The organism is Aurantimonas sp. A3-2-R12 (assembly GCF_036016755.1).
Lineage (GTDB): Bacteria > Pseudomonadota > Alphaproteobacteria > Rhizobiales > Rhizobiaceae > Aurantimonas > Aurantimonas coralicida_A.
In genome coordinates this window covers 26,327-48,733 of sequence record NZ_JAYXIH010000020.1, presented here as the reverse complement: position 1 = coordinate 48,733, position 22,407 = coordinate 26,327, and the positions used below count along the sequence as shown (strand labels likewise).

General features: G+C 64.2%; 21 protein-coding genes. 9 read left to right on the top strand and 12 right to left on the bottom strand.

The features are described from left to right. Nucleotides 1–79: 79 nt before the first annotated feature. Nucleotides 80–1,099 carry a DMT family transporter gene (locus VSX60_RS12140; RefSeq protein WP_442873089.1) on the top strand — a complete coding sequence of 340 codons (1,020 nt, stop codon included), beginning with the start codon at nucleotides 80–82 and terminating at the stop codon, nucleotides 1,097–1,099. Nucleotides 1,100–1,137: 38 nt separating this feature from the next. Here the strand turns inward: VSX60_RS12140 and VSX60_RS12135 are convergent, their stop codons facing one another. Further along, nucleotides 1,138–1,584 (bottom strand): MarR family winged helix-turn-helix transcriptional regulator, encoded by a 447-nt coding sequence (locus VSX60_RS12135; protein WP_327624460.1) that lies wholly within the window; start codon nucleotides 1,582–1,584, stop codon nucleotides 1,138–1,140. A 170-nt stretch (nucleotides 1,585–1,754) separates the two neighbouring features. On the opposite strand from VSX60_RS12135, the gene VSX60_RS12130 reads away from it, so the two are divergent. The 3 genes from VSX60_RS12130 (at nucleotide 1,755) to VSX60_RS12120 (ending at nucleotide 4,507) form a co-directional block, all read left to right on the top strand. Next, complete coding sequence (locus VSX60_RS12130; RefSeq protein ID WP_327624459.1) at nucleotides 1,755–2,198, top strand: MarR family winged helix-turn-helix transcriptional regulator; 444 nt, start codon at nucleotides 1,755–1,757, stop codon at nucleotides 2,196–2,198. 185 nt (nucleotides 2,199–2,383) lie between these two features. After that, a complete protein-coding gene (ettA, locus tag VSX60_RS12125) occupies nucleotides 2,384–4,033 on the top strand; it encodes an energy-dependent translational throttle protein EttA (RefSeq protein WP_327624458.1) in 1,650 nt (549 codons plus the stop codon). Nucleotides 4,034–4,141: 108 nt separating this feature from the next. Next, entirely contained in the window at nucleotides 4,142–4,507 is a 366-nt protein-coding gene (locus VSX60_RS12120) for a hypothetical protein (RefSeq protein WP_327624457.1), read from the top strand. 18 nt (nucleotides 4,508–4,525) lie between these two features. Here the strand turns inward: VSX60_RS12120 and VSX60_RS12115 are convergent, their stop codons facing one another. The 7 genes from VSX60_RS12115 to VSX60_RS12085 all read right to left on the bottom strand — a co-directional run bounded on the left by VSX60_RS12115 (nucleotide 4,526) and on the right by VSX60_RS12085 (nucleotide 11,359). Next, complete coding sequence (locus VSX60_RS12115) at nucleotides 4,526–5,302, bottom strand: carbon-nitrogen hydrolase family protein (protein WP_327624455.1); 777 nt, start codon at nucleotides 5,300–5,302, stop codon at nucleotides 4,526–4,528. Then, entirely contained in the window at nucleotides 5,299–6,105 is an 807-nt protein-coding gene (locus VSX60_RS12110; RefSeq protein WP_327624454.1) for an ABC transporter permease, read from the bottom strand. Before VSX60_RS12110 ends, VSX60_RS12115 begins: the two co-directional genes overlap by 4 nt. Further along, nucleotides 6,102–6,962 carry an ABC transporter permease gene (locus VSX60_RS12105; protein ID WP_327624453.1) on the bottom strand — a complete coding sequence of 287 codons (861 nt, stop codon included), beginning with the start codon at nucleotides 6,960–6,962 and terminating at the stop codon, nucleotides 6,102–6,104. The genes VSX60_RS12110 and VSX60_RS12105 overlap by 4 nt, the downstream gene beginning before the upstream one ends. Next, nucleotides 6,959–7,930 carry an ABC transporter ATP-binding protein gene (locus tag VSX60_RS12100; protein WP_327624452.1) on the bottom strand — a complete coding sequence of 324 codons (972 nt, stop codon included), beginning with the start codon at nucleotides 7,928–7,930 and terminating at the stop codon, nucleotides 6,959–6,961. Before VSX60_RS12100 ends, VSX60_RS12105 begins: the two co-directional genes overlap by 4 nt. Before the next feature lie 66 nt (nucleotides 7,931–7,996). Then, nucleotides 7,997–9,085: an ABC transporter substrate-binding protein gene (locus VSX60_RS12095; protein ID WP_327624451.1), complete on the bottom strand. Its 1,089-nt coding sequence runs from the start codon at nucleotides 9,083–9,085 to the stop codon at nucleotides 7,997–7,999. Then, nucleotides 9,082–10,164 (bottom strand): agmatinase, encoded by a 1,083-nt coding sequence (speB, locus tag VSX60_RS12090; protein WP_327624450.1) that lies wholly within the window; start codon nucleotides 10,162–10,164, stop codon nucleotides 9,082–9,084. Before speB ends, VSX60_RS12095 begins: the two co-directional genes overlap by 4 nt. After that, nucleotides 10,157–11,359 (bottom strand): aminotransferase, encoded by a 1,203-nt coding sequence (locus VSX60_RS12085; RefSeq protein ID WP_327624495.1) that lies wholly within the window; start codon nucleotides 11,357–11,359, stop codon nucleotides 10,157–10,159. The genes speB and VSX60_RS12085 overlap by 8 nt, the downstream gene beginning before the upstream one ends. A gap of 216 nt (nucleotides 11,360–11,575) precedes the next feature. Between VSX60_RS12085 and VSX60_RS12080 the strand changes: the two genes are divergently transcribed. Continuing rightward, nucleotides 11,576–12,517: a LysR family transcriptional regulator gene (locus VSX60_RS12080; RefSeq protein WP_327624449.1), complete on the top strand. Its 942-nt coding sequence runs from the start codon at nucleotides 11,576–11,578 to the stop codon at nucleotides 12,515–12,517. Here the strand turns inward: VSX60_RS12080 and VSX60_RS12075 are convergent. The 3 genes from VSX60_RS12075 to VSX60_RS12065 form a co-directional block, all read right to left on the bottom strand. After that, nucleotides 12,465–13,745 (bottom strand): TRAP transporter large permease, encoded by a 1,281-nt coding sequence (locus VSX60_RS12075; RefSeq protein ID WP_327624448.1) that lies wholly within the window; start codon nucleotides 13,743–13,745, stop codon nucleotides 12,465–12,467. The genes VSX60_RS12080 and VSX60_RS12075 overlap by 53 nt on opposite strands. Before the next feature lie 100 nt (nucleotides 13,746–13,845). Continuing rightward, nucleotides 13,846–14,427 carry a TRAP transporter small permease gene (locus tag VSX60_RS12070; protein WP_327624447.1) on the bottom strand — a complete coding sequence of 194 codons (582 nt, stop codon included), beginning with the start codon at nucleotides 14,425–14,427 and terminating at the stop codon, nucleotides 13,846–13,848. A 73-nt stretch (nucleotides 14,428–14,500) separates the two neighbouring features. Beyond that, entirely contained in the window at nucleotides 14,501–15,478 is a 978-nt protein-coding gene (locus VSX60_RS12065; RefSeq protein WP_327624445.1) for a sialic acid TRAP transporter substrate-binding protein SiaP, read from the bottom strand. Between the two features lie 196 nt (nucleotides 15,479–15,674). Here VSX60_RS12065 and VSX60_RS12060 point away from each other — a divergent pair, with 196 nt between their 5' ends. Beyond that, entirely contained in the window at nucleotides 15,675–17,189 is a 1,515-nt protein-coding gene (locus VSX60_RS12060) for a UxaA family hydrolase (protein ID WP_327624444.1), read from the top strand. Nucleotides 17,190–17,266: 77 nt separating this feature from the next. On the opposite strand, the gene VSX60_RS12055 is transcribed toward VSX60_RS12060, so the two are convergent. Further along, nucleotides 17,267–17,824, bottom strand: a complete 558-nt coding sequence (locus VSX60_RS12055) for a gluconokinase (RefSeq protein ID WP_327624443.1) — start codon at nucleotides 17,822–17,824, stop codon at nucleotides 17,267–17,269. 302 nt (nucleotides 17,825–18,126) lie between these two features. On the opposite strand from VSX60_RS12055, the gene VSX60_RS12050 reads away from it, so the two are divergent. The 3 genes from VSX60_RS12050 (at nucleotide 18,127) to VSX60_RS12040 (ending at nucleotide 22,397) form a co-directional block, all read left to right on the top strand. Then, nucleotides 18,127–19,557, top strand: a complete 1,431-nt coding sequence (locus tag VSX60_RS12050) for a mannose-1-phosphate guanylyltransferase/mannose-6-phosphate isomerase (protein WP_327624442.1) — start codon at nucleotides 18,127–18,129, stop codon at nucleotides 19,555–19,557. A 205-nt stretch (nucleotides 19,558–19,762) separates the two neighbouring features. Beyond that, nucleotides 19,763–20,422 carry a cell wall hydrolase gene (locus VSX60_RS22575; RefSeq protein ID WP_442872894.1) on the top strand — a complete coding sequence of 220 codons (660 nt, stop codon included), beginning with the start codon at nucleotides 19,763–19,765 and terminating at the stop codon, nucleotides 20,420–20,422. Nucleotides 20,423–20,579: 157 nt separating this feature from the next. Then, the gene (locus VSX60_RS12040; RefSeq protein ID WP_327624441.1) at nucleotides 20,580–22,397 is read left to right on the top strand and encodes an IlvD/Edd family dehydratase; all 1,818 of its coding nucleotides are present in this window, start codon (nucleotides 20,580–20,582) and stop codon (nucleotides 22,395–22,397) included. Nucleotides 22,398–22,407: the final 10 nt, after the last annotated feature.

The following is a 22,407-nucleotide window of genomic DNA, read 5'->3' as shown; positions in this document are numbered from 1 at the left end:
ACGGTCCGGAAATCGGGTCGTGATCGTCGGCAAGGTTCCATAGGGTCCGAGGTTCGACAGCTCGGGAGCCGATTCGACCATGCGCCGCCAGACCGACACCTCATTGTCCGCGCCGACGATCAATCGTTCGATGACCCTTGGCGAATGGGGCATGTTGCTCACCCTCTCGGTATTGTGGGGCGGTTCCTTCTTCTTCACCGAGGTGGCGGTGAAGGAGCTGCCGCCCTTCACTATCGTTGTGCTGCGGGTCGGCCTGGCCAGCATGATTCTGTTCGCCGCGCTTGGGTTGCTGGGCGTCAGGATGCCGAGGGAGTGGCGCGTCTGGGCTGCCTTCCTTATCATGGGCCTCATCAACAACGCCGTGCCGTTCAGCCTGCTCGTCTGGGGCCAGACCCAGATCGCGTCGGGCCTCGCAGCCATCCTCAACGCCACGACGCCGCTGTTCGCCGTGCTCGTGGCGCATGTCCTGACCGATGACGAGAAGCTGACCGGCAAGCGGTTGGTCGGTATCGTCGCCGGTCTCAGCGGTGTCGCGGTGATGATCGGGCCGGCGGCGCTGGAGGGTTTCGGCCTGGGCGTGGTGGCGCAGTTGGCCTGTCTCGCGGCGGCGTTCTCCTACGCGCTCGCCGGCATCTTCGGCCGGCGGTTCAAGCGCATGGGCGTCGCGCCGCTGGCGACGGCCACCGGACAGGTGACTGCGTCGACGCTGCTGCTGCTGCCGCTGGCGCTCGTCGTGGATCGGCCCTGGACGTTGGCGATGCCGAGCTTGCCGACCGTCGGCGCGATCCTCGGCATCGCGGCTCTGTCGACGGCGCTCGCCTATGTTCTCTACTTCCGCATTCTGGCGACGGCCGGCGCGACCAACCTCTTGCTCGTGACCTTCTTGATTCCGGTCAGCGCCATCATCCTCGGCTCCCTGGTCTTGGGGGAACGCCTCGATCCTCGCCACTTTCTCGGAATGGGGCTGATCGGCCTGGGTCTCGCAGCCATCGACGGGCGGCTGATCGGGCTGGTCCGTCGCGGATCTCTGTCGGAGCGTCGCAGCGCGCGAGAAACCCAGAGTCCAGATCCGGCGATCCGTCCGGGAGGCGACATTTAATCCGGCGATCAGCACCTTCTGATCGCCGGTGATGACGATCAGCGTTCCAGCGCAGCTCGTAGCGTGGCGAGTGTCTTCGCTGCGGCACCAATATCAAAAGCCTCAAGAGCTTCTGAAAGTTTGGCCGTCCAAGGCAGGCGAGATGCCTCCGCGCGCTCATATATCTCTGCACCCTGTCGTGTCAGCGACAAGAGGGGTGCCCGACGATGTCCGGGGTTCGGGGCCATCTGAACGATACCTTCGGAAACCAGCTCGTTCACCAGTCGCTGCACTGATTGCCGCGATTGGCCGAGCGAGCGGGCAATGTCGGAAACGGTGAGGGCGCGACCGCCGCCAACGATCGTGCCGAGCAGTTGCCACCTTGCGCTGGTGAGCCCGAGCGAACTCACCAGCGCGTCGCCGGCGCCAACGAGGCGACCGTGCAATCGCAGAATTTCAAAGATCAATTGTCCGGTCTCTTCGATCTTTGCAGGTGTTTCAGCCATCCGTTGAAGATGGCATATTGACAGCATGTTGCCAACGTTATATTTGACAGCATATTGTCAGTTTTCGGAGAGTCTGATGGGATGGTTGTGACCGTGAGGGACGGTGTTAAGCGTCGCCGCCGCACGCGGTTCGGGCCGACCCGAGCATTCATTCCAATCAGGAGAGTTCGATGTCTGCAGCAAACATCAGCCGCTTTCTTGGAGGCGCCGAGCGAGCGATGCGGGCGTTGCTTGAACGCAAGCTAGAAGGGACGGGAATCTCCTTCCCGCAGTGGACAGTTCTGGTCTTCGCGCAGGGAACTGCATCGCTGTCCAAACAGCAGCTTACCCACGCGATGATCCGAGGTCATGTCGTCTCGACGGGTCTGGAAGTTGAGGCAGCGATAGATGCTCTGACTGCGAGGTATTTGCTCGAGATCACGCAGGATTGTACAACAAACGAGTCCTTCTATCGGTTGAGTGCATCGGGCAGGGAATTGTTCGATCCGCTGCGCGCGGATGTCGCGGCAACAGTCGCAAAGGTGACGGAAGGTCTTTCGCCTGAGGATCTCGTCGCTGCCGAGCGGGTGCTCGTTGAGATTTCGCAGCGGGCGAACGTAGCGCTGAACTGCTAGTTGCGGCTGCAGGCGGGGCGTGGCGGGGCGTGGCGAGAAGGATAGGTCGGCATGACGGTGGGGCGAGCAAACGGTGTGTCGCTGTGACGATGATGCCGCCCGCGCCCGTTGCCCCGGCGCGCCTGATGGCTTAGGTACGGCGCAACTTCTCTTTTCCCATCATTCACACGGAGCGGCAGCGCGCCATGGCACGCCAGTTCATCTATCACATGTCCGGACTTACCAAGGCCTACGGCAACAAGAAGGTCCTGGAGAACATCCATCTGTCTTTCTATCCGGACGCCAAGATCGGCATTCTCGGCCCCAACGGCTCGGGTAAGTCGACGCTGCTGAAGATCATGGCAGGCAACGACACGGAATTCACCGGCGAGGCCTGGGCGGCCGAAGGCGCCACGGTCGGCTATCTGCCGCAGGAGCCGCATCTCGACGAAACCAAAACGGTCTTCGAGAACGTCATGCTGGGCGTTTCCGACAAACAGGCGATCCTCGATCGCTACAACGAACTGATGATGAACTACTCCGAGGAGACGGCGGAGGAGGGGGCGAAGCTCCAGGATCTGATCGACGCCCAGAATTTGTGGGATCTCGAATCCCAGGTCGAGATGGCGATGGACGCGCTGCGCTGTCCGCCGGCCGACGCGCTGATCGCGCCACTGTCCGGGGGCGAAAAGCGCCGAGTGGCGCTTTGCCAGCTGCTCCTGTCGAAGCCGGACATCCTCTTGCTCGATGAACCGACCAACCATCTCGACGCCGAGACCATCCTGTGGCTCGAAAAGCACCTCAGGGAGTACGAGGGCTCGGTGCTGATGGTCACCCATGATCGCTACTTCCTCGACAACGTCACCGGCTGGATCCTTGAGCTCGATCGCGGCCGCGGCATGCCTTACGAGGGCAACTACTCCAGCTACCTGGAGAAGAAGGCCAAGCGCATGAAGCAAGAGGGCCGCGAGGACGACGCCCGCATGCGGGCACTCACCCGCGAGCGCGAATGGATTCAGCAGGGTGCCAAGGCTCGGCAGACCAAGTCGAAGGCGCGCATCAAGGCCTATAACGAGCTGGTCGAGATCGCCGAAAACCGCAAACCGGCCGACGGCAGGATCGTCATCCCGACCGGCGAGCGGCTCGGCAACCGGGTGATCGAGGTCGAGAACCTGACCAAGAGCTATGGCGACCGGGTGCTGATCGAAGACCTGTCGTTCAAGCTGCCGGCCGGCGGCATCGTCGGCATCATCGGCCCGAACGGCGCCGGCAAGTCGACCTTGTTCAAGATGATCACCGGCCAGGAACAGCCCGACAGCGGCAAGGTCGATGTCGGCGAAACGGTGGACCTCGGTTATGTCGACCAGAGCCGCGACGATCTCGCACCGAACAAGACGGTCTGGGAAGAGGTGTCGGGCGGCGTCGACATCATGAAGCTCGGCAAATACGAGATGAACTCGCGGGCCTATGTCGGTAACTTCAACTTCAAGGGCAGCGACCAGCAGCAGAAGGTCGGCACCCTCTCGGGCGGCCAGCGCAATCGGGTGCATCTCGCCAAGATGCTGAAGTCGGGCGCCAACGTCATCCTGCTCGATGAGCCGACCAACGATCTCGACACCGAGACGCTGACCGCGCTCGAGGACGCGCTGGAGGAATATGCCGGCTGCGCAGTGGTGATCAGCCATGATCGCATGTTCCTCGACCGGCTGGCGACGCACATTCTCGCCTTCGAGGGCGACAGCCACGTCGAATGGTTCGAGGGCAATTTCGAGGATTACGAGCAGGACAAGATCCGCCGCCTCGGCCCGGAATCGGTCAACCCCAAACGCCCGACCTACAAGCGCCTGACGCGCTAGATCGCAAGGGAACGGCGGCCTGTTTCGGCCGTCGCGAGAGGCGCGCATTTGCTTGCAAGCCTCTCCCTGCGGCACGCGCGCCGTGCTAATCTCGCACGATACGGCCACATGACGTGGCCGGTTCGCTGGGAGGCGGTCATGGTGTCGAATAAGGCATTGAAAAGGGCGGGCGGCCTTGCGGCGCTCGCCCTCGTCGTTTTCGCTACGGGTGCCGAGGCCAAGCCGGCGAAGTGCTTCGCCAGCGACGACGGCTATTTCGACTGCGATTTTGAGATGACGGACGCGGCCGGAAGCTTCACCATCGAGGGACCGGGGGTCACCTATATCCTCCTCGTCGACAGCCCCGGCTACGCCTCCGGTTTCGTCAATCTGGGCAATCGCAACATTTCGCTTGCCGGAACCTATGTGCGCGAGCGGGACGATCCCGCTTGCTGGGCTAATGCCGAGACGGAGACGAAGATCTGCGCCTGGTAGGTGCGCGCGGCCTTTGTCTCAATCCGCCCGCAACTCGTCGAGATAAGGATTTTGCTCTTTGCTGGCGCTGAAGGCACCGGGATCGATGTCGGCGAGGAGCATCGCCGGCTCGCTCTCGCTTGCAGCGGCGAGGCGGCTGCCGTCGGGCGCGGCGATCGAGGACAGGCCCTGATAAGCAAAGCGCGCGTCCACGCCGCACCAATCCGTATAGACGACGAAGACCTGGTTCTCGAAGGCGCGCACCGGGATCACGTTCCGCGCGATGAAGCGCGCCGCCGGGCTCCGCGGCAGCGCCGTCGGCACCAGCACGATGTCGGCGCCGCGCTTGGCGAGATCGCGGACATGCTCGGGAAACTCGACGTCGAAACAGATCAGCAGGCCGGCCTTCAGCCCACCGAGTTCAATGATGGGGGGAGGCGTCTCGCCGGCGCGAAACAGCGCCTTTTCATAATCGCCATAGAGTTGACGTTTGGCGTAGACGGCGGGTTGCTCTCCGGGGCGGAGCAGCGCGGCGGCGTTGATGATCGCGCCTTGGCGTTCAAGCGCGATGCCGGCGACGATGGCGACGCCGCTTTGGTCGGCCAGTCGGGCGAGGGCCGTCAGCTGTTCGTCGCCGCGCTCTCTGGCCGCGTCCTTGATCGCGTCGCCGGCGCCGTAACCGGGAATGGCGAGTTCGGGAAACACTGCCAGCGTCGCGCCCGCCCGTTTCGCGTCGGCGATATGGGCCGTGATCGCCGCGAGCCGGGCGGCGGATGTCTCGCCGCCAGCCGCGAGTTGGAATGCCGCGACCTTCATGTCTCGTCGCCCGCGCTCCAGGCGCCGAGCAATCGCGGCAGATCGCCGAAGCGCGCGACGAGGCCGAAGACCGCCACCGCGACCCCGACGAACAGGATCGAGACGCTGGCCATAGTCGGCGTGTAGCCATAGCGCAGCGCGTTGAAGATCTTGATCGGCACCGTCTCCATCGTGAAGCCCACGGTCATGTAGGCGACGATATATTCGTTCAGCGACAGGACGAAGGCGAAGGCGAAACCGGAGACGATGTAGGGCGCGATCATCGGCAGCACGATCGTCGACAGGATGATGCGCTCGTCGGCGCCCATGGTGCGCGCCGCCTCGGTCACTCCCCGGTCGATGGTCGAAAAGCCCAGCGACAGCGTCACCAGCGGCAGGCCGGTGAAGAAGATCGCGTGGGAGATGACGACGCTATACCAGGCGCCGTAGGAGCCGACCGTCGCCCAGAAGCTCAACGCGCCAAGCGCGATGATCACCGGCGGCAGCACGAAGGGCGAGATGCCGAGCGTCTGGATCAGCCGGCCGACGATGCTGACGCGCTTCCACAGAACATAGGCGATCGGCAGGGCGATCAGGACGGCGAGCGTCGCCGCGCCGAGCGCGATCAGCACCGACGTCGTCAGCGCGCCGCGCCAGCCGGCATCGGTGAAGATCTGGGCATACCAGTGAAACGAGAAGCCTTCGGGCGGAAAGGTCAGGCTGCGCTTTTCGTTGACCGACACACCGGCGATGACGACCAAGGGGCCGGCGAGGAACAGCGCGACGAGGCTGAGGAAAAGCCGGGTAAAAAGCCGCTCGCTCATGCCGTCTTCCCCTTGTGGCCGAGCACGGTCGTCAACAGGACGAGCAGCAGGCTGGCGATGACGAGGAACACCGCCATCGCCGCGGCAAATGGCATGTTGGACTGATAGATCGCCTGGTCGGTGATCAGCACCGACAGCGTCCAGTGCTGCGGCCGGCCGAGCAGCTGCGGCAGCAGATAGGCGCCGAGGGCGAAGACGAAGACGATGATGAAGGTGGCGATCAACGTCGTGCGCATCGCCGGCAGGATGACGGTCAGAAACGAACGGATCGGCGAGGCGCCGAGGGTGCGCGCGGCTTCGGCGAGCGAAGGATCGAGCCGGGAGAAGGACGGGTAGAGTACGAGCACAGCATAGGGCAGCGCCTGATAGACCATGCCGGCGAGGACGGCGCCGAAACTCGGGCTCCAGGCGTCCGGTCCATCCATCAGCCCAATCGCCGCGAAGAGATTTGATACTCCCGCCGTGCGGCTGAGCAGCGTCGACCAGGCGAAACCGATGATCACCTCAGACAGCGACAGGACGGCGAGCATCGCCACCAGCCACGGCACCTGCCGGCGTCGGGACAGCCTGGTCAGAAGATAGGTGAACGGGGCGCCGACGGTCAGGCAGATACCCGAGACCAGCGCCGACAGGCCGAGCGAAAACAGGAGGATCTCGCCGAAGAACAGGCTGAGGAAGCGGGCGTAATTCGCGGTGGTGAAGACCGGCACGTAGAACCCGCCCTGGACCCGCTCGAAAAACGACACCGCGATCATCAGCCCGAAGGGCACGACGAAGAAGGCGAACAGCATCAGCGCCGGAAAGACCAGCGGCAGCTGATCGCGCGTGCGTCTGCCGGCGATCACCGCCGCGCTCATGCGCGCCCACCTTCGGCAAAGACGACGATGGACCGAGGGTCGAGCCCGAGCGAGACCTTGTCGCCGACCGCCGAGCCCATGTCGCGGATGAATTCGACCGTCGCCGCGATCGGCGCCTCGCCTTCGGGCCGCACCGAGACGTCTTCGGGCCGCACGGAGATCTCTGCCGTGCGCCGGCCGGCCGGCACCGCGAGGCCGGGGATCGGCGCGCCGGCGACATGCACCGTCCCCGCCTCGACCGAGGCGGTCAGAAGGTTGGTCTGGCCTAGGAAATCGGCCACGAAGGGATCGACCGGCCGGCGGTAGATGTCGATTGGCCGGTCCATCTGCAGGATGCGCCCGCCCTTCATGACGACGATCTTGTCGGCCATGGTCATCGCCTCGCGCTGGTCGTGGGTGACGACGATGGTGGTGACGCCGAGGCGTTGCTGGAGCTGGCGCAGTTCCACTTGCATCGCCTCGCGCAGCTTGGCGTCGAGCGCCGACAAGGGCTCGTCGAGCAGGAACAGCTTCGGCGATACGGCGAGCGCGCGGGCGATCGCAACGCGCTGGCGCTGGCCGCCGGAGAGCTGCGACACTGCCCGATCGGCGACGCCGGGAAGTCGCACCATGTCGAGGAGCTCGGCCACCCGCGCCTCGCGTTCCGCCTTGCCCCGGTGGCGGATCTTGAGCGGGTAGGCGATGTTCTCGCCGACGGTCAGATGCGGAAACAGCGCCAGCGACTGGAACACCATGCCGAAGTCGCGCTTGTGCACGGGCCGGTCGCCGATCGCCTCGCCGTCGAAGCGCACGTCGCCGGCGCTCGGCGTTTCCAGTCCGGCGACGATCCGCATCAGCGTGGTCTTGCCGCAGCCGGACGGGCCGAGCAGGCAGACGAAGCTGCCGGCCGGCACGTTCAGCATGGCGTCGTCGACGGCGACGATGGAGCCATAGCGCTTGGTGACATTGACGAGTTCGAGGCCGCTCATCGCATGTGTCCGGTCATGGGGCCGGTCCTCGCCAGGACGACCGGCCGATTTCGCGAGGGCGGGGGCTCAGCCGACGATCAGCTCGGTCCATTTCTGGTTCAGCCAGTCGGCCTTGTCGACATAGAGATCGTAGCGGGGCACGATCGGGTCGATCTCGGAGGAGACGGCGGCGAACTCCTCGTCGGTGAGGTCGAGCAGTTCCCGCTTGATCACCGGGGCGGTGCCGACCTTGCGGGCAAGCAGCGCCTGGATCTCCGGCTGCGTCATGTAGTCGATGAACTCATGGGCGAGATCGAGTTTCTCGGACGCCTTGGTCACCGCCCAGCAGCCGGAATCGGAAATGCCGCCCTCTTTCGGGAAGGTGGATCGGACCGGAAATCCGTCGGCGGCGGCAAGCCCCGTAACATCATGATAATACTGGCCCATCGGGATTTCGCCCGACTTCAGCGCCTGCTCGAACTGCGCCTCGTCGCGGTACCAGAGCTGGACGTTCGGCTTCAGCTCGGCGAGCTTGTCCATGACCTTCAGGATGCCTTCCTCGGTGTCGAGGATATCGGTGCCGCCGAAGAAGGTCTTCGCCGTCACCTCCAGCAGGAAGGAGTTGGAGACCAGCGCCAGCAACCCGAGCTTTTCCTTGTTGGCCGGATCCCAGAACGCTTCCCAGCTTTCCGGCGCATCCTGATAGGACTCGGTGTTGGTGACGAGGGTGATGTACCAGGCCACCGCCCCGATGCCGGCGACCCGGCCGTCCGGGTACTCCACAATGAAGGGGGGCAGCACGGCATCTGAGTTGGTGATCTTGGCGGTGTCGAGGGGCGCCCACAGCTCGGTCGACAGTCCCTTGCGCATCGACACCTGGGACATCATCGAGACGTCGGCGGGGGCTGCGCCGGCGCGCGCCGCCTGTTCGAGCTGGACGAGCCAGGCTTCGCCGGTCGGCTCGGCGATGCTCTCGACCGCGATGCCGGTCTTTTCGGTGAAGGCCGGGAAAATGTTCTTGTCGAAGGAATCTTTGAAGTAACCGCCGTAAACGCCGATCTTCAAGGACTTGTCCTGCGCCCGAAGAATGGAGGGCATGGCCAGACTCGCGCCGGCCATCGTCGCTCCGGCGAGGAGCGTGCGACGGTTGATGAGGAACGGGGATCGCGTCGTCATGTTCTGTCTCCTTGGTTGGTTCTGCCAGTCGTGATGAAGCGGCGACCGGGGTTAAAGGGCGCGAGGCTCAGAAGCTCGAACAGCATCTGCGCCCCGGCATGGGCGGTGTTGGTCGTCGCGTCATATTGCGGCGCGACCTCGACCACGTCGCCGCCGACCATGTCGATCCCGGCGAGACCGCGCAGGATCGCCTGCGCCTCGCGGGTGGTCAGTCCGCCGATCTCCGGCGTTCCGGTTCCCGGCGCGAAAGCGGGGTCGAGACTGTCGATGTCGAAGGAGACATAGACCGGTCCGTCGCCGGCGACCGCGCGCGCCTTGGCGATCACGGCATCGATGCCCATCGCGGGGATCTCCTCGGCGTGGATGACGGTCATGCCGGACTCGAAGGAGAACTCCCACAGATATTCCGACGAGCCCCTGATGCCGATCTGGATGGTGCGTTCGGGGTCGAGTACGCCCTCCAGGACGGCCTGCCGGAACGGGCCGCCATGGTGGAACTTGCAGCCGTCGAACGGCCCCGAGGTGTCGCAATGGGCGTCGATATGGATCATGCCGACCGGTTTGCCGCGGCCGATGGCGCGCAGGATCGGCAGGGTGATCGAATGATCGCCGCCGACGGAGAGGGGCACGACTCCGGCGGCGACGATCGCAGCGATGGTCCCCTCGATGTCAGCGTGTGATGTCGCGAGATCGAAGCGGCTCCGAAACGGCACGTCGCCGATATCCGCAACCGTGAGATCGGCGCCCGGCATGGTCTTCAGCACATGATTGTAGGGGCCGACCCGTTCCATAGCGCGCATCACCCGTGGGCCGAAGCGGCTGCCGTTGCGGTTGGTGACGCCGAGATCCATCGGCACGCCGATCAACGCGACGTCGAGGCCGGCAAGATCCGGTGCCGACCAGTTGACGGCGCGGAACGGCATGTCGAGCAGCGTCGGCAGGCCGGCATAGGGCGCGACGCGCGTGCCTTTCGGGTCGAACAACTTGGCCGCGACGGCCGCGAAGCCGGCGTCGTGGATCGTCCGCTCGTTATCGCCGGCAAAGCGCTGGCGCAGCGCGTCGAGTTTTTCGCTATCCATGGGCTGTCCTCGTCGCATGGGTTGGGTCGTCCGCCCGCAAGCCCCCGGCAAGACCGAGCGCCAGCCGGCGCGCCAATTCGCGGATCCGGTCCACCGGGACATTGGCGAAGGCAATCCGCAGATGGTCTTCCTGGGAAGGGCCGAAGAAGCTGCCCGGCAGCACCAGCACGCCGAGATTACGCATCAGCGCCTCGGCGACCGATTCCCCCGACAGGCCGCGATAGGGATGCCGGACATAGGCGAAATAGGCGCCGATCTGTTCGAGCGTCCAGCCATCGAGCCGGCCGATCTCGGCCCGGAAAACATCAGCACGTTTCGCGATCTCGTGGCGGTTGTCGTCCCGCCAGCCGGCGAGCGCGGGGATTGCCCAGGGCAGGGCCGCTTGCGCCGGCCGTGGCGCGCAGATCTGCACGCAGTCGATGACCTTTTCCATCTGGTCGATGAAGCTGGGTCCGGCGATCATCGCACCGACCCGGTGACCGGGAATCGCGTAGGATTTGGAGAAGGAATAGAGGCTGACGAGATGCTCGCGCGCGGCGGTCCTGTCGAACAGGCGATGCGGCGCGCCGGTCTCGGGCGCCAGGAAATCGCGATAGGTCTCGTCGAGCACCAGCGTGAGTCCACGGCGGACGCAGACGCCCAACAGTTCGGTCAACAGCTCGGGCGGATAGACCGCGCCGGCCGGATTGTTGGGGGAGACGAGAACGAGGGCGCGGCAGCGGCCGTCGATCAGCGCCTCGACCTCGTTTGGGCATGGCAGAAAGCCGGTTTCCGCTTGCAACGGCAGCGCGCGTGCCTCGATGCCGAGCATCTCCAGCGTCATCTTGTGATTGAAGTACCAGGGCGCCGGCAGGATCACGGCATCGCCGGCCTGGGCGACGCCCAGCATCGCCGCGAAGAAGGCCTGGTTGCAGCCGGCGGTGATGGCAATGCGGGATGCGGCTATCTCGCTGTCGTAAAGGCGCGAGACATGTACGGCATAGGCCGCTCGTAATGCTTGGTCGCCGAGGATGTCGCCATAGCATGCCGCCGTTGGGGAAGCGGCCGCGACGGCGAGGCGGTCGGCGAATTCGGCCGGTGGCGCGTGATCGGGAACCGCCTGGCTGCAATCGATCATGGCGCCATGGGCGCCGTCGTAGGATTCGATCCAACGGCCGGCCCGCGCGATCGGTGGCGCGGTGACGGCGGCAAGCAGCGGATTCGATCGTGGCGACGCGAAACCGTCTTCATGCTCAGCCAGCGTCGGATCCTCCCCCGGTTGCCCATAGTTTGCTCACTATGGCCCTTCGCCTTCTCCCCGGACATTTGAAGGGGGCTGGACGTGCCATGACATAACGCACTATCAATCCTGACATTGGTAAAAATCAATGTGAGACGGGTGGGTATGCGTGTTTCTGGGAGTGACCTGCGATTGCTCAAGGTCTTCGACGCGGTCGTCCGCAATGGCGGTTTCGCGGCGGCAGAGACCGAGCTAAACATCAGCCAGTCGACCATCAGCAACCACATGACGGCGCTCGAGCAACGGCTCGGCTTCACGCTCTGCCAACGCGGCCGTGGCGGCTTTCGGCTAACGGAAAAGGGGCGCGCCGCCTATGAGTCCGCGCGACTGCTCGAAAAGGCCCTACAGGATTTCACCGCCGACGTTGCCTCGGTGCGGGGCGAGCTGAAGGGCGAACTGCGCATCGGCATCCTCGACGCCATCGCCAGCGACCCGGCCAACCGCCTCGCCGACGTGGTCGCCGAATTCGGCCGCGTGGCGCCGCAGGTGAAACTCGTTCTGGTCCAGGAGCGGCCGCAGGACATGCAGCAGAAGGTGGCCGACGGACTCTACCATTGCGCCATCGGCAGCTATCGCAGCCGCATCGAGGGGATCGAATATGATCGCCTCTACGAGGAGCGGCACAGCCTCTATTGCGGCCGAAGCCATCCCGATTTCGGCACGCCGGATGCCGAACTGACTGACGCGCGGCTCGCCGCTCTGCCGTTCGTGCATCGGGGCTATTGGCGTGACGAGGACTCATTGCGGCAGATCGACTGGCGAGTCGAGGCAACGGTGTATCAGATCGAGCCGCAGCTGATCCTGATCCGCTCCGGCCGCTTCATCGGCCTGTTGCCGGATCACTATGTCCGCCAGGAGGTTGAGGCCGGCGAACTGCGTCCCGTCCGCCCGGCCGAGATCGGTTATGTTTGCGCCTTCGAACTGCTCTCACCGAAGAACCGGCGCACCAGCGACATCGCCCAGGCCTTCATCGATACCGTCCGCGCCGTCTGGCGGTGCGAACGGCCAGCGCTACAGATCGTCAGCGATAGATCAGCGTCGGCAGCCACATGGTCAGCGCCGGCACGAAAGTGATCAGAAGCAAGACGGCGAACAGCGGTATGAGAAAGGGTGCGGTCGCGGTCACGCAACGCTCGAACGGAACGCCGGAAACCCGTGACAGCACATAGAGAACCATGCCGATCGGCGGCGTCAGCAGCCCGATCATCAGATTGAGCACCATGATTACGCCGAAATGCACTGGGTCGATGCCCATCTTGATGGCGATCGGCAAGAGCACCGGCGTCAGGATAGTGATCGCCGCCACCGTCTCCAGGAAACAGCCGACGACAAGCAGGATCAGGTTGATCAGCAGCAGCACGATCCACGGATTGTCGGAGATCGTCAGGATCAACGCGGCAAACTGCTCCGGCGCCCGGTTCGAGGTGAGAATCCAGGCGAAGATCGACGCGGCGGCGACAATGAACAGCACCACCGACGTCGTCTCGATCGTGTCGAAGGAGACCCGCAGGAAGCGTTTCAGCGTCAGCGTCCGGTAGACGAACAGGCCGAGGATCATCGCCCAGGCACAGGCGGCGATCGCCGCCTCGGTCGGCGTGAAGGCGCCCGACAGGATGCCGCCGACGATGATCAGCGGGGTCAGTAGCGACAGGAAGGCGCGTTTGAAGGTGGACCAGAGGACCGTGAAACTGAAGGCTTGGTCGATCGGATATTTCCGCCAGCGCGCATAGAGCGCGATCATCACCATCAGCGACACGGCCATCAGCAGGCCGGGCACGAAACCGGCGGCGAAGAGCTGGCCGATCGAGGCGCCGGCGACGACGCCGTAGATGACCATCGGCAGCGACGGCGGGATGATCGGCCCGATCGTCGAGGAGGCGGCGGTAATGCCGACGGCAAAGCCGGGATCGTAATTGGCGTCGCGCATTGCCTTGATCTCGATGGCGCCGAGGCCGCCGGCGTCGGCGACTGCCGCGCCGGACATGCCGGCGAAGATCACCGAGGCGCCGACATTGACGTGGCCGAGGCCGCCGCGCATCCAGCCGAAGATGGCTTTAGCGAAATCGAAGATCCGCTCGGTGATGCCGGAGGTGTTCATCAGATTGCCGGCCAGGATGAAGAAGGGGATGGCGAGCAGCGGAAAGGAATCGACGCCGTTGATCATGCGGTGGATGACCACCACGTCGGGCACGCGCCCTTCGATCAGGATGAACATCGCCGAGGAGCCGGCGAGCGCGATCGCCACCGGCACGCCCACCATGATCAGGACCAGCACAAGGACGAAGAGGGAGATCAGCAGCATCGGGACGGACCGGTTCCAGGATGCGCGACCCCAAATCGCCGGCAGGTGCCGGCTGCGGTCGCGGAGAGGATGAGGAGAGAAGGTGCGTTCGGCACCGGCGTCAAAGGCCCGCGGTCGTTGGAGCAAAACGCTCCGGATCGATCAGCCGGCTGGTTCCGGTCTTGAGATGCCCCACCAGCGCCACAAGGGCGTAGATCGCCATGAAGCCGAAGCAGATGGCGACGCCCCAGTAGACCAGCGATTTCGGCACGTCGATCGACACCATCATCTGCTGGGTTTTCTGGGCGAGCTGCGTGCAGAACCAGCCCATCGCCACATAGAAGGCAAGACTGACGCAATCGACGAAGATCTGCAGCGCGAAGCGAACGGGCCGCGCCAGATAGCGGTAGATCAGTTCGACGGCGATATGGCTCTGCTTGCGCGCGGCCATGACCGAGCCGATGAAGGTCACGGCGATCAGCAGGAACCGGGCGATCTCTTCGGTCCAGCCGAGGGAGTCGTTGAGCACGTAGCGCGTGAAGAACTGCAGAAAAACGACGAAGGCCAGCAGCCAGAAGACGAACAGGATCAGCCCGTCGCTCCAGCGAATGTCCGACAGGTCGATCGGCTGATCGGTGAGCGGGCTCGGCGCTTCGGCCCGGATTGCCGGGCTCGGATCATTGTCTGTGGGCATGGATGCCATGACGGTCTCCGGGAATCGCACAAAGGCCGGGCGGCAACGGGGCCGCCCGACATAGCTGCCTGAGTGTCAGGGCTTACTTGATCGCCTGGAGCTTGTCGTAGGTCTCCTGGTCCCAGGTGGCGTCCTCGCCATTGTGAAGCTTCATCGTGGCTTCGCGGAACGGCGTGATGTCGACCTTGTTGACCGTCACACCCTGCTCCTCGAACCATGCCGCGAGCTCGGCTTCCTTCTCGCGCACCTGCGCGGTGGCGCAGTCGGCGGTTTCCGTCAGAACCTGGGTGAGGGCGGTCTGGTCGGCCTCGTCCATTTGGTCCCAGGTCGGGCCACCGACGATGGTCAACAGCGCGTCGTTGATGTGTCCGGTCAGGTTGATGTTCGACTGGACCTCGTAGAACTTCTTCGCTTGGATGGTCGGCAGCGGATTTTCCTGCCCGTCGACCGTGCCCTGCTGCAGAGCGAGATAGACCTCGGCGAAGGCGATCGGCGTCGGGTTGGCGCCGACGGCCTTGGGAAACATCATGTAGAGCGGGGCGTTCGGCACGCGGATCTTCATGCCGGCCATGTCTTCCGGCTTCAGGATCGGCTTGTTCGACGTGACGTGCCGCTGGCCGTAATAGGTCGTCGCGACGACATGATTGCCGCTCGCCTCTCGATAGCCCTCGGCGAGTTCCTTGAACAGGTCGGAATTGCGGTATTTGTCCCAGTGATCGTAATCGCGGAACATGAACGGTGCGCCGCCGATGGCGATCGGCCCGTAGGCGCGTCCGGCAAAGAGCTGGCCCGTGTAGATGATATCCACCGTTCCGAGCCCAAGGCCTTCGTTGATGTCGACTTCCTTGCCGAGCGAGGAGGCCGGGAACACTTCGATCGAATACCGGTCTTCGGTCGCGGCCTTCAGCTTGTCCGACGCGGCCACGGCGCAAGTGTGATAAGGCTCGCTCTCTTCATAGACATGCGCGAATTTGAGGACGGTCTCGGCCGCTGCCGCCTGCGCGGATAGAGCGACGCCCATTGCCGCCGACATGGCCAGGCACTGCTTTAGATATTTCATATTATTCCTCCCTAATGTATACGCTGACTCCCGGCGGCATCATATTCACTGCGCCTTCTAGTGCAATGGCCGGAGCAACATTCTTTGCGTTAGGATGAATGCGCCGCGCGCTTTGCCGCCATCGACGAATTTCCACCGCGACGGCGCCGTCATGCTCATGTGTTTCGGCGGCCTCGGTTCCAGGGACAACCAGACAATGTCGACCAATACGGTTCGCCTCGACTCCTCCGACAATGTGGTGACGGCGCTGCGGGCGCTCGAAGCCGGCGCGGAGGTGGAAGACGTCCGGACGCTGACGATGATCCCGCGCGGCCACAAGATCGCCACGCGGGCGATCCCCAAGGGCGAGCCGATCATAAAGTATGCGCAGGTGATCGGCTACGCCGGCGAGCCGATCGCGGCGGGCGCTCACGTCCACACCCAGAATGTCGAATTCCGCGGCACTGCGCATGACTACGAATTTTCGACCGATCTGCGCCCCGTTGCCCCGGTTGCGTCGGACAAACGCGACAGCTTCATGGGCTATCGCCGCGCCGACGGGCGGGTCGGCACGCGCAACACCATCGCGATTCTGACGTCGGTCAATTGCTCGGCGACGGCGGCCCGCAAGATCGCCGAAGCGTTCGGGCAGGAGGAACTCGCCGCCTATCCGAATGTCGACGGGGTCACGGCGTTCGTACACGGCACCGGTTGTGGCATGGGCGGCGATGGCGAAGGGTTCGACGCGCTGCAGCGGGTGATGTGGGGCTATGCCCGCCATCCCAATGTGGCCGGCGTCCTGATGGTGGGACTCGGCTGCGAGGTCAACCAGATCGACTGGCTGCTTGAGGCCTACGGTATCGAAAAGGGACCGATGTTTCAGGCGATGAACATCCAGGATGTCGCCGGCCTACGGCGCACCATCGAAATGGGCGTCGAGAAGGTTCGGGCGATGCTACCAATCGCCGATCAGGCTCGCCGCGAGCCGTGCCCGGCCTCCGAGTTGACCGTCGCGTTGCAATGCGGCGGTTCGGACGCCTGGTCGGGGATCACGGCGAACCCGGCGCTCGGCTATGCGTGCGATCTCCTCGTCGCGCAGGGCGGAACCGGCGTTCTCGCCGAAACCCCGGAGATCTACGGGGCCGAGCACCTTTTGACGCGCCGGGCGAAGGACGTGAAGACCGGTGAGAAACTCGTCAAGCTGATCGAGTGGTGGGAGGACTATACCGCCCGCAACAAGGGCTCGATGGACAACAATCCCAGCCCCGGCAACAAGAAGGGCGGCCTGACCACGATCCTGGAAAAGTCGCTCGGCGCCGCCGCCAAGGGCGGGACCACGCCGCTGATGGGCGTCTACAAATACGGCGAGCCGATCCGCGAGCGCGGTTTCGTGTTCATGGACTCGCCCGGTTACGATCCCGCCTCGGTCACCGGACAGATCGCATCGGGCTGCAACCTCGTCGCCTTCACGACGGGCCGCGGCTCGGCGGCAGGCTTCAAGCCGTCACCCTCGATCAAGATCGCGACCAACACCGAGATGTACCGGCGGATGACCGAGGACATGGACGTCGATGCTGGCCGGATCGTCTCGGAAGGCCGCTCGATCGAGGAACTCGGCCGCGAGATCTACGACATGCTGCTGCGGGTCGCCTCCGGCGAGACGTCGAAATCCGAGGCGCAGGGGCTGGGGGATTACGAGTTCGTGCCCTGGCAGATCGGCGCGACGATGTAGAGGCGGGAGCGCGACCCTGATTGCCGGAACAGGACCCGCGCGTCATCCGGCGGGGGCGAGAAGGCGGGGTCGCGCACTCAGGCGGGGACGGCGCCCGGATTCCGACCTGTCCGTTGCATAACAGTCTCCACAAGCGTGAGGACCTCGGCAACGACGTCATCGAGGCTCGGAGAAACGTCGATCACATGAGCGTCCTCCTCGAGCGGGACCGGTGCTTCCAGATCGAGGAGTTGACTATCGAGCAATGCGGCGGGCGCGAAATGGTCGCGGCGCGCCAGCATGCGGCCATGGATCAGGCCGCGCGCGCCGGCCAGGTGAATGACGCATAGCGCATCGATCTCCCGGCGCAGGAAGTCCCGATTGCTCTTCCTGAGCGCGGAGCAGGCCAGGAAGACCGGCCGTTGCTGCTCCAGGCGGGTTCGCTCCACGGCGCCGCAGACGCGCCGCAGCCAGCCCTTCCGGATGAAATCGTTGATCGGGATACCGCAGGACATGCCGTTGATATGCTTGGCGAGATGAAAGTCATTGGCATCGAGAAAGATGCCATTGAGACGATGGGCGAGCGCTTGTCCGACCGTGCTTTTCCCTGCCCCGGATACCCCCATGAGCAGGAAGACGGGACTTGAAGGTGTCATGGCTTCGTCCTCCCGGTCTGCTTGGAACAATTCGTACTCACGCGGTGGTCCCTGATAGCGAAGGGTTGATACCGACATTATCGCCCATCGGTTTCATTTTTCTTAGACAGTCAGCTCGTAACGTGCGCCAGATTGTCATGGTTTCAACCGGCAGAAGTTGGCGCGCAAGCGAGTTCGTCTTCATGAAGCCGCGGAGCTGGCCGGCGATCGGGCTTGTGGTGCCGCGCAAATGGACAGCGACAGATCGATCGGCTACGCAAGGCCGATAGGCGATGGGGCGAGCTTTGGGAGGCGTTGGCGGCGTGCAGGATCATCCTCTGGTTCCGATCATCATGGCCGGCGGCGCGGGCACACGCCTCTGGCCGGTCTCGCGCGATTCCATGCCGAAACAGTTCATCGCGCTGCTCGATGAGGGGATGTCGACCTTCCAGGCGACGCTTCTGCGCTTCAAGGACGAGGCGTTCGGCGAACCGATCGTCGTCACCAATCACGAATTCCGGTTCATCGTGGCCGAGCAGATGGCGACCCTTGGAATAACGGGGGATATCGTCCTGGAGCCGGAACGCCGCGATTCCGCCGCGGCCGTGGCCGTCGGAGCGGTGCTCGCGGCCGATCGCGCACCTGACAGCATCTGCATTGTCGTCGCCGCCGATCACGCCATCGAGAACGCCGACGCTTTCGTAAACGACTGCCTGCTGGCCGCAACGGTCGCCGCCGGCGGGCCGATCATGACCATCGGCATCGAGCCCGATTGCCCGTCCACCGCCTATGGCTACATCGAGCGGTCGGACGACATTCTCGGCGAGCGGGCGCACGGTCTTGCAAGATTCGTGGAAAAGCCGGTGCGCGAAGTGGCGGAGCGCTACGTTGCCGAAGGCTATCTGTGGAACAGCGGCAATTTCATCTTTTCCATCGGCACGATCCTGGAGGAGATGGAGCGTCATTGCCCCGAGGTTCTGAGCGCCGCGCGCAAAGCCGTCGCAAGGGCGGTACGCGATCTCGATTTCCTTCGCCTCGATGCGAATGAATTTGCCAACGCACCGAGAATTTCGATCGATCATGCGTTGATGGAGAAGACCGAGCGGGCGGGGGTGCTCGCGGCATCGTTCGACTGGTCGGACATCGGCGCCTGGGACGCGATCCACGATCTCAAGGCCAAGGACGACAACGGCAATCGTCTCGAAGGCCCTGTCGCCGTGCTCGACACGACGAACAGCTTTATCCGCAGCGAGGACATGCTGACGGCCGCGGTCGGCCTCGACGGCGTGATCGTCGTGGCGACGCAGGACGCGGTCTTGGTCGCCGCCAAGAGCGAGGCCGGCCGCGTCAAGGATCTGGTCGCCGATATGAAGCGCGACGGGCGGCGCGAGGCGAGCGAGCATCTGAGAATCTACCGGCCATGGGGCTGGTATCAGCGCATCGATATCGGCGAGCGCTTTCAGGTCAAGCATATCTGCGTCAAGCCCGGCGGGCTGTTGAGCCTGCAGCGCCACCACCATCGCGCCGAACATTGGGTCGTGGTCCATGGCACGGCCGAGGTGACGATCGACGGCACGGTCTCGCTGTTCCACGAGAACGAAGCGGCCTATCTGCCGATCGGCTGCGTCCACCGTCTGCACAATCCGGGCAAGATCGACCTCAAGCTGATCGAGGTTCAGGTCGGCAGCTACACCGGCGAAGACGACATCGTGCGCATCGAGGACGTTTACGCCCGCGCGGATTCTGCCGTCTGAGCCCACGCGCGAAAGCTGGCGTTTACGCGGCGCCGCGCGGGCGCTGCTTGGCCGGCTGGCCGTTTCCCTGAAAATTTTAGTCGATCCTTAACGGTGTTCGACCTTTTCGGCGCTCGTCGAGCGGGAGCGCACCACCCGTTAAGTCTTATTCCGCAGGCTGATCGCATTTGAACGTGACAGACGTTCCGACGCTCGAGACCCTGCGATGGCTGTGCCGAAACCGACGATTCTCCGCCGCAACGCGATGCTTCTTGCGGTGCTCACTGTTTTCGGAGCCTGCGCCAGCGGACCGCGCCTGCGCCCGATGACCGCGCACGAATGCATGACACGGGTGATGTATTTCGAATCGAATCGCTCGAGCCCCGACGGGATGCTGGCTGTCGGCACGGTGGTGATGAACCGGCTCCAGAGCGGCCTCTATCCGAAATCGGTCTGTGGGGTCGTTGGCCAGAAGAACCAGTTCGCCCCAGGCGTACTTTCGAAGCCAATGAACAAGGGCCGCGACCTCGCCGCCAAGATGGCCACGCGGGTTCTCAGGGGCGAACGTCACCCAAGCGTCAGCAAGGCGATGTTCTTCCACACGGCCGGGATGACCTTCCCCTACACCAACATGCATTATCTGGTCGAAGCGGGCGGCAACGTGTTCTACGAAAAGCGCAAGAATGCCCGCCGAATCGGCGATCCGCCGTTTCGCAATCCGGCATCGCGGACGGTGCAGTCCGAACCGCGTTTGATCCGCATCGCCGAGGAACCACGCTATGTGAGGCCTCCGTCGGTGTCTCATCGTATCGCTGCGCCAGCCACCCACAGCGTAGGCCTTGCGCCGATGACCGTGGCCGATCTCATCGCCGCGAACGGTAACTGACCGAACCACGGATTTCCCCTTTCCCGTTCCGATCGCTCTCGCCTCTCACCGGAAGGCGGGATAAGAGTTTGAATGCCGAGCGGACTAATGTATACGTTATGCAGCGTATCGTTGCGAAGGTGCGACGGCGGCGCATAGGGATGCATCCGGAGACCCGATGACAAATGACCTCAAGGCCGGCCAGCTACGCTCCCGCGCGTGGTTCGACAATCCGTCAAATCCGGACATGACGGCGCTTTATCTCGAACGCTATCTCAATTTCGGCCTCAGCCAGGAAGAGCTGCAGTCGGGCAAGCCGATCATCGGCATTGCCCAGACCGGCTCGGACCTCAGCCCCTGCAACCGGCATCATCTCGAACTCGCCAAGCGGGTGCGCGAGGGCATTCGCGAGGCCGGCGGCATCGCCATCGAATTTCCGGTCCATCCGATTCAGGAAACCGGCAAGCGTCCCACTGCGGCGCTCGACCGCAATCTGGCCTATCTCGGACTGGTCGAGGTGCTCTACGGCTACCCGCTCGACGGGGTGGTGCTCACCATCGGCTGCGACAAGACCACGCCTGCCTGCCTGATGGCAGCGGCGACCGTGAACCTTCCGGCGATCGCTCTGTCGGTCGGTCCGATGCTCAACGGCTGGTTCCGCGGCGAGCGCACCGGTTCCGGCACGATCGTCTGGAAGGCGCGGGAGATGATGGCCGCCGGCGAGATCGACTATGCCGGTTTCGTCAAGCTGGTCGCCTCGTCGGCGCCCTCCACCGGCTATTGCAACACCATGGGCACGGCGACGACGATGAACTCGCTGGCCGAAGTGCTCGGCATGCAATTGCCGGGGTCGGCGGCGATCCCGGCGCCCTATCGCGACCGGCAGGAGATTTCGTATCTCACCGGCAAGCGCATCGTTGAGATGGTGCATGAGGATCTGAAACCTACCGACATCATGACGCGCGACGCCTTCATCAACGCGATCCGCGTCAACTCGGCAATCGGCGGTTCGACCAACGCGCCGATCCATTTGAACGGCCTCGCGCGCCATCTCGGCGTCGAGCTGTCGATCGACGACTGGCAGACCTATGGCGAAGAGATCCCGTTGCTGGTCAACCTCCAGCCGGCCGGCGAATATCTCGGCGAGGACTATTACCATGCCGGCGGCGTGCCCGCGGTGGTCAATCAGTTGATGAGCAAGGGCCTCATCGCCGAGGACGCGATGACGGTGAATGGTCGGACGATCGGCGACAATTGCCGTGGCGCGGTCATCGAGGACGAGAATGTCATCTGGCCGATCGACCGGCCGTTGCTGCAACATGCCGGCTTCCGGGTGCTCAAGGGCAATCTGTTCGATTCGGCGATCATGAAGCTGTCGGTGATCTCGCCGGAATTCCGCGACCGCTATCTGTCGAACCCGGATGATCCGATGGCGTTCGAGGGCAGGGCGGTGGTCTTCGATGGCCCGGAGGACTATCACGCTCGGATCGACGATCCGGCGCTCGGCATCGACGAACATTGCATCCTGTTCATGCGTGGCGCCGGTCCGATCGGCTATCCGGGCGGGGCCGAAGTGGTCAACATGCGGGCGCCCGACTATCTGTTGAAGCGCGGCATCCATTCGCTGCCATGCGTCGGCGACGGGCGCCAGTCGGGCACGTCCGGCAGCCCCTCGATCCTCAACGCTTCGCCAGAGGCCGCGGCCGGCGGCGGACTGGCGGTGCTGGTCACCGGCGACCGCGTGCGGATCGATATGGGGCTGGGCAGCGCCAACATCCTCATTGCGGACGACGAGCTCCAGGCGCGTTTCGCCGCCCTTGCCGAAGCCGGCGGTTATGCCTATCCGGCACATCAGACGCCCTGGCAGGAAATCCAGCGCGGCATGATCTCGCAGTTGGAGACCGGCATGGTGCTCGAGCCGGCCGTCTCCTATCGGCGCCTGGCCCAGGGCGGGGTCGACGGCACCGGCGCTCGCGTGCCACGCGACAATCATTGAACTAACCGTC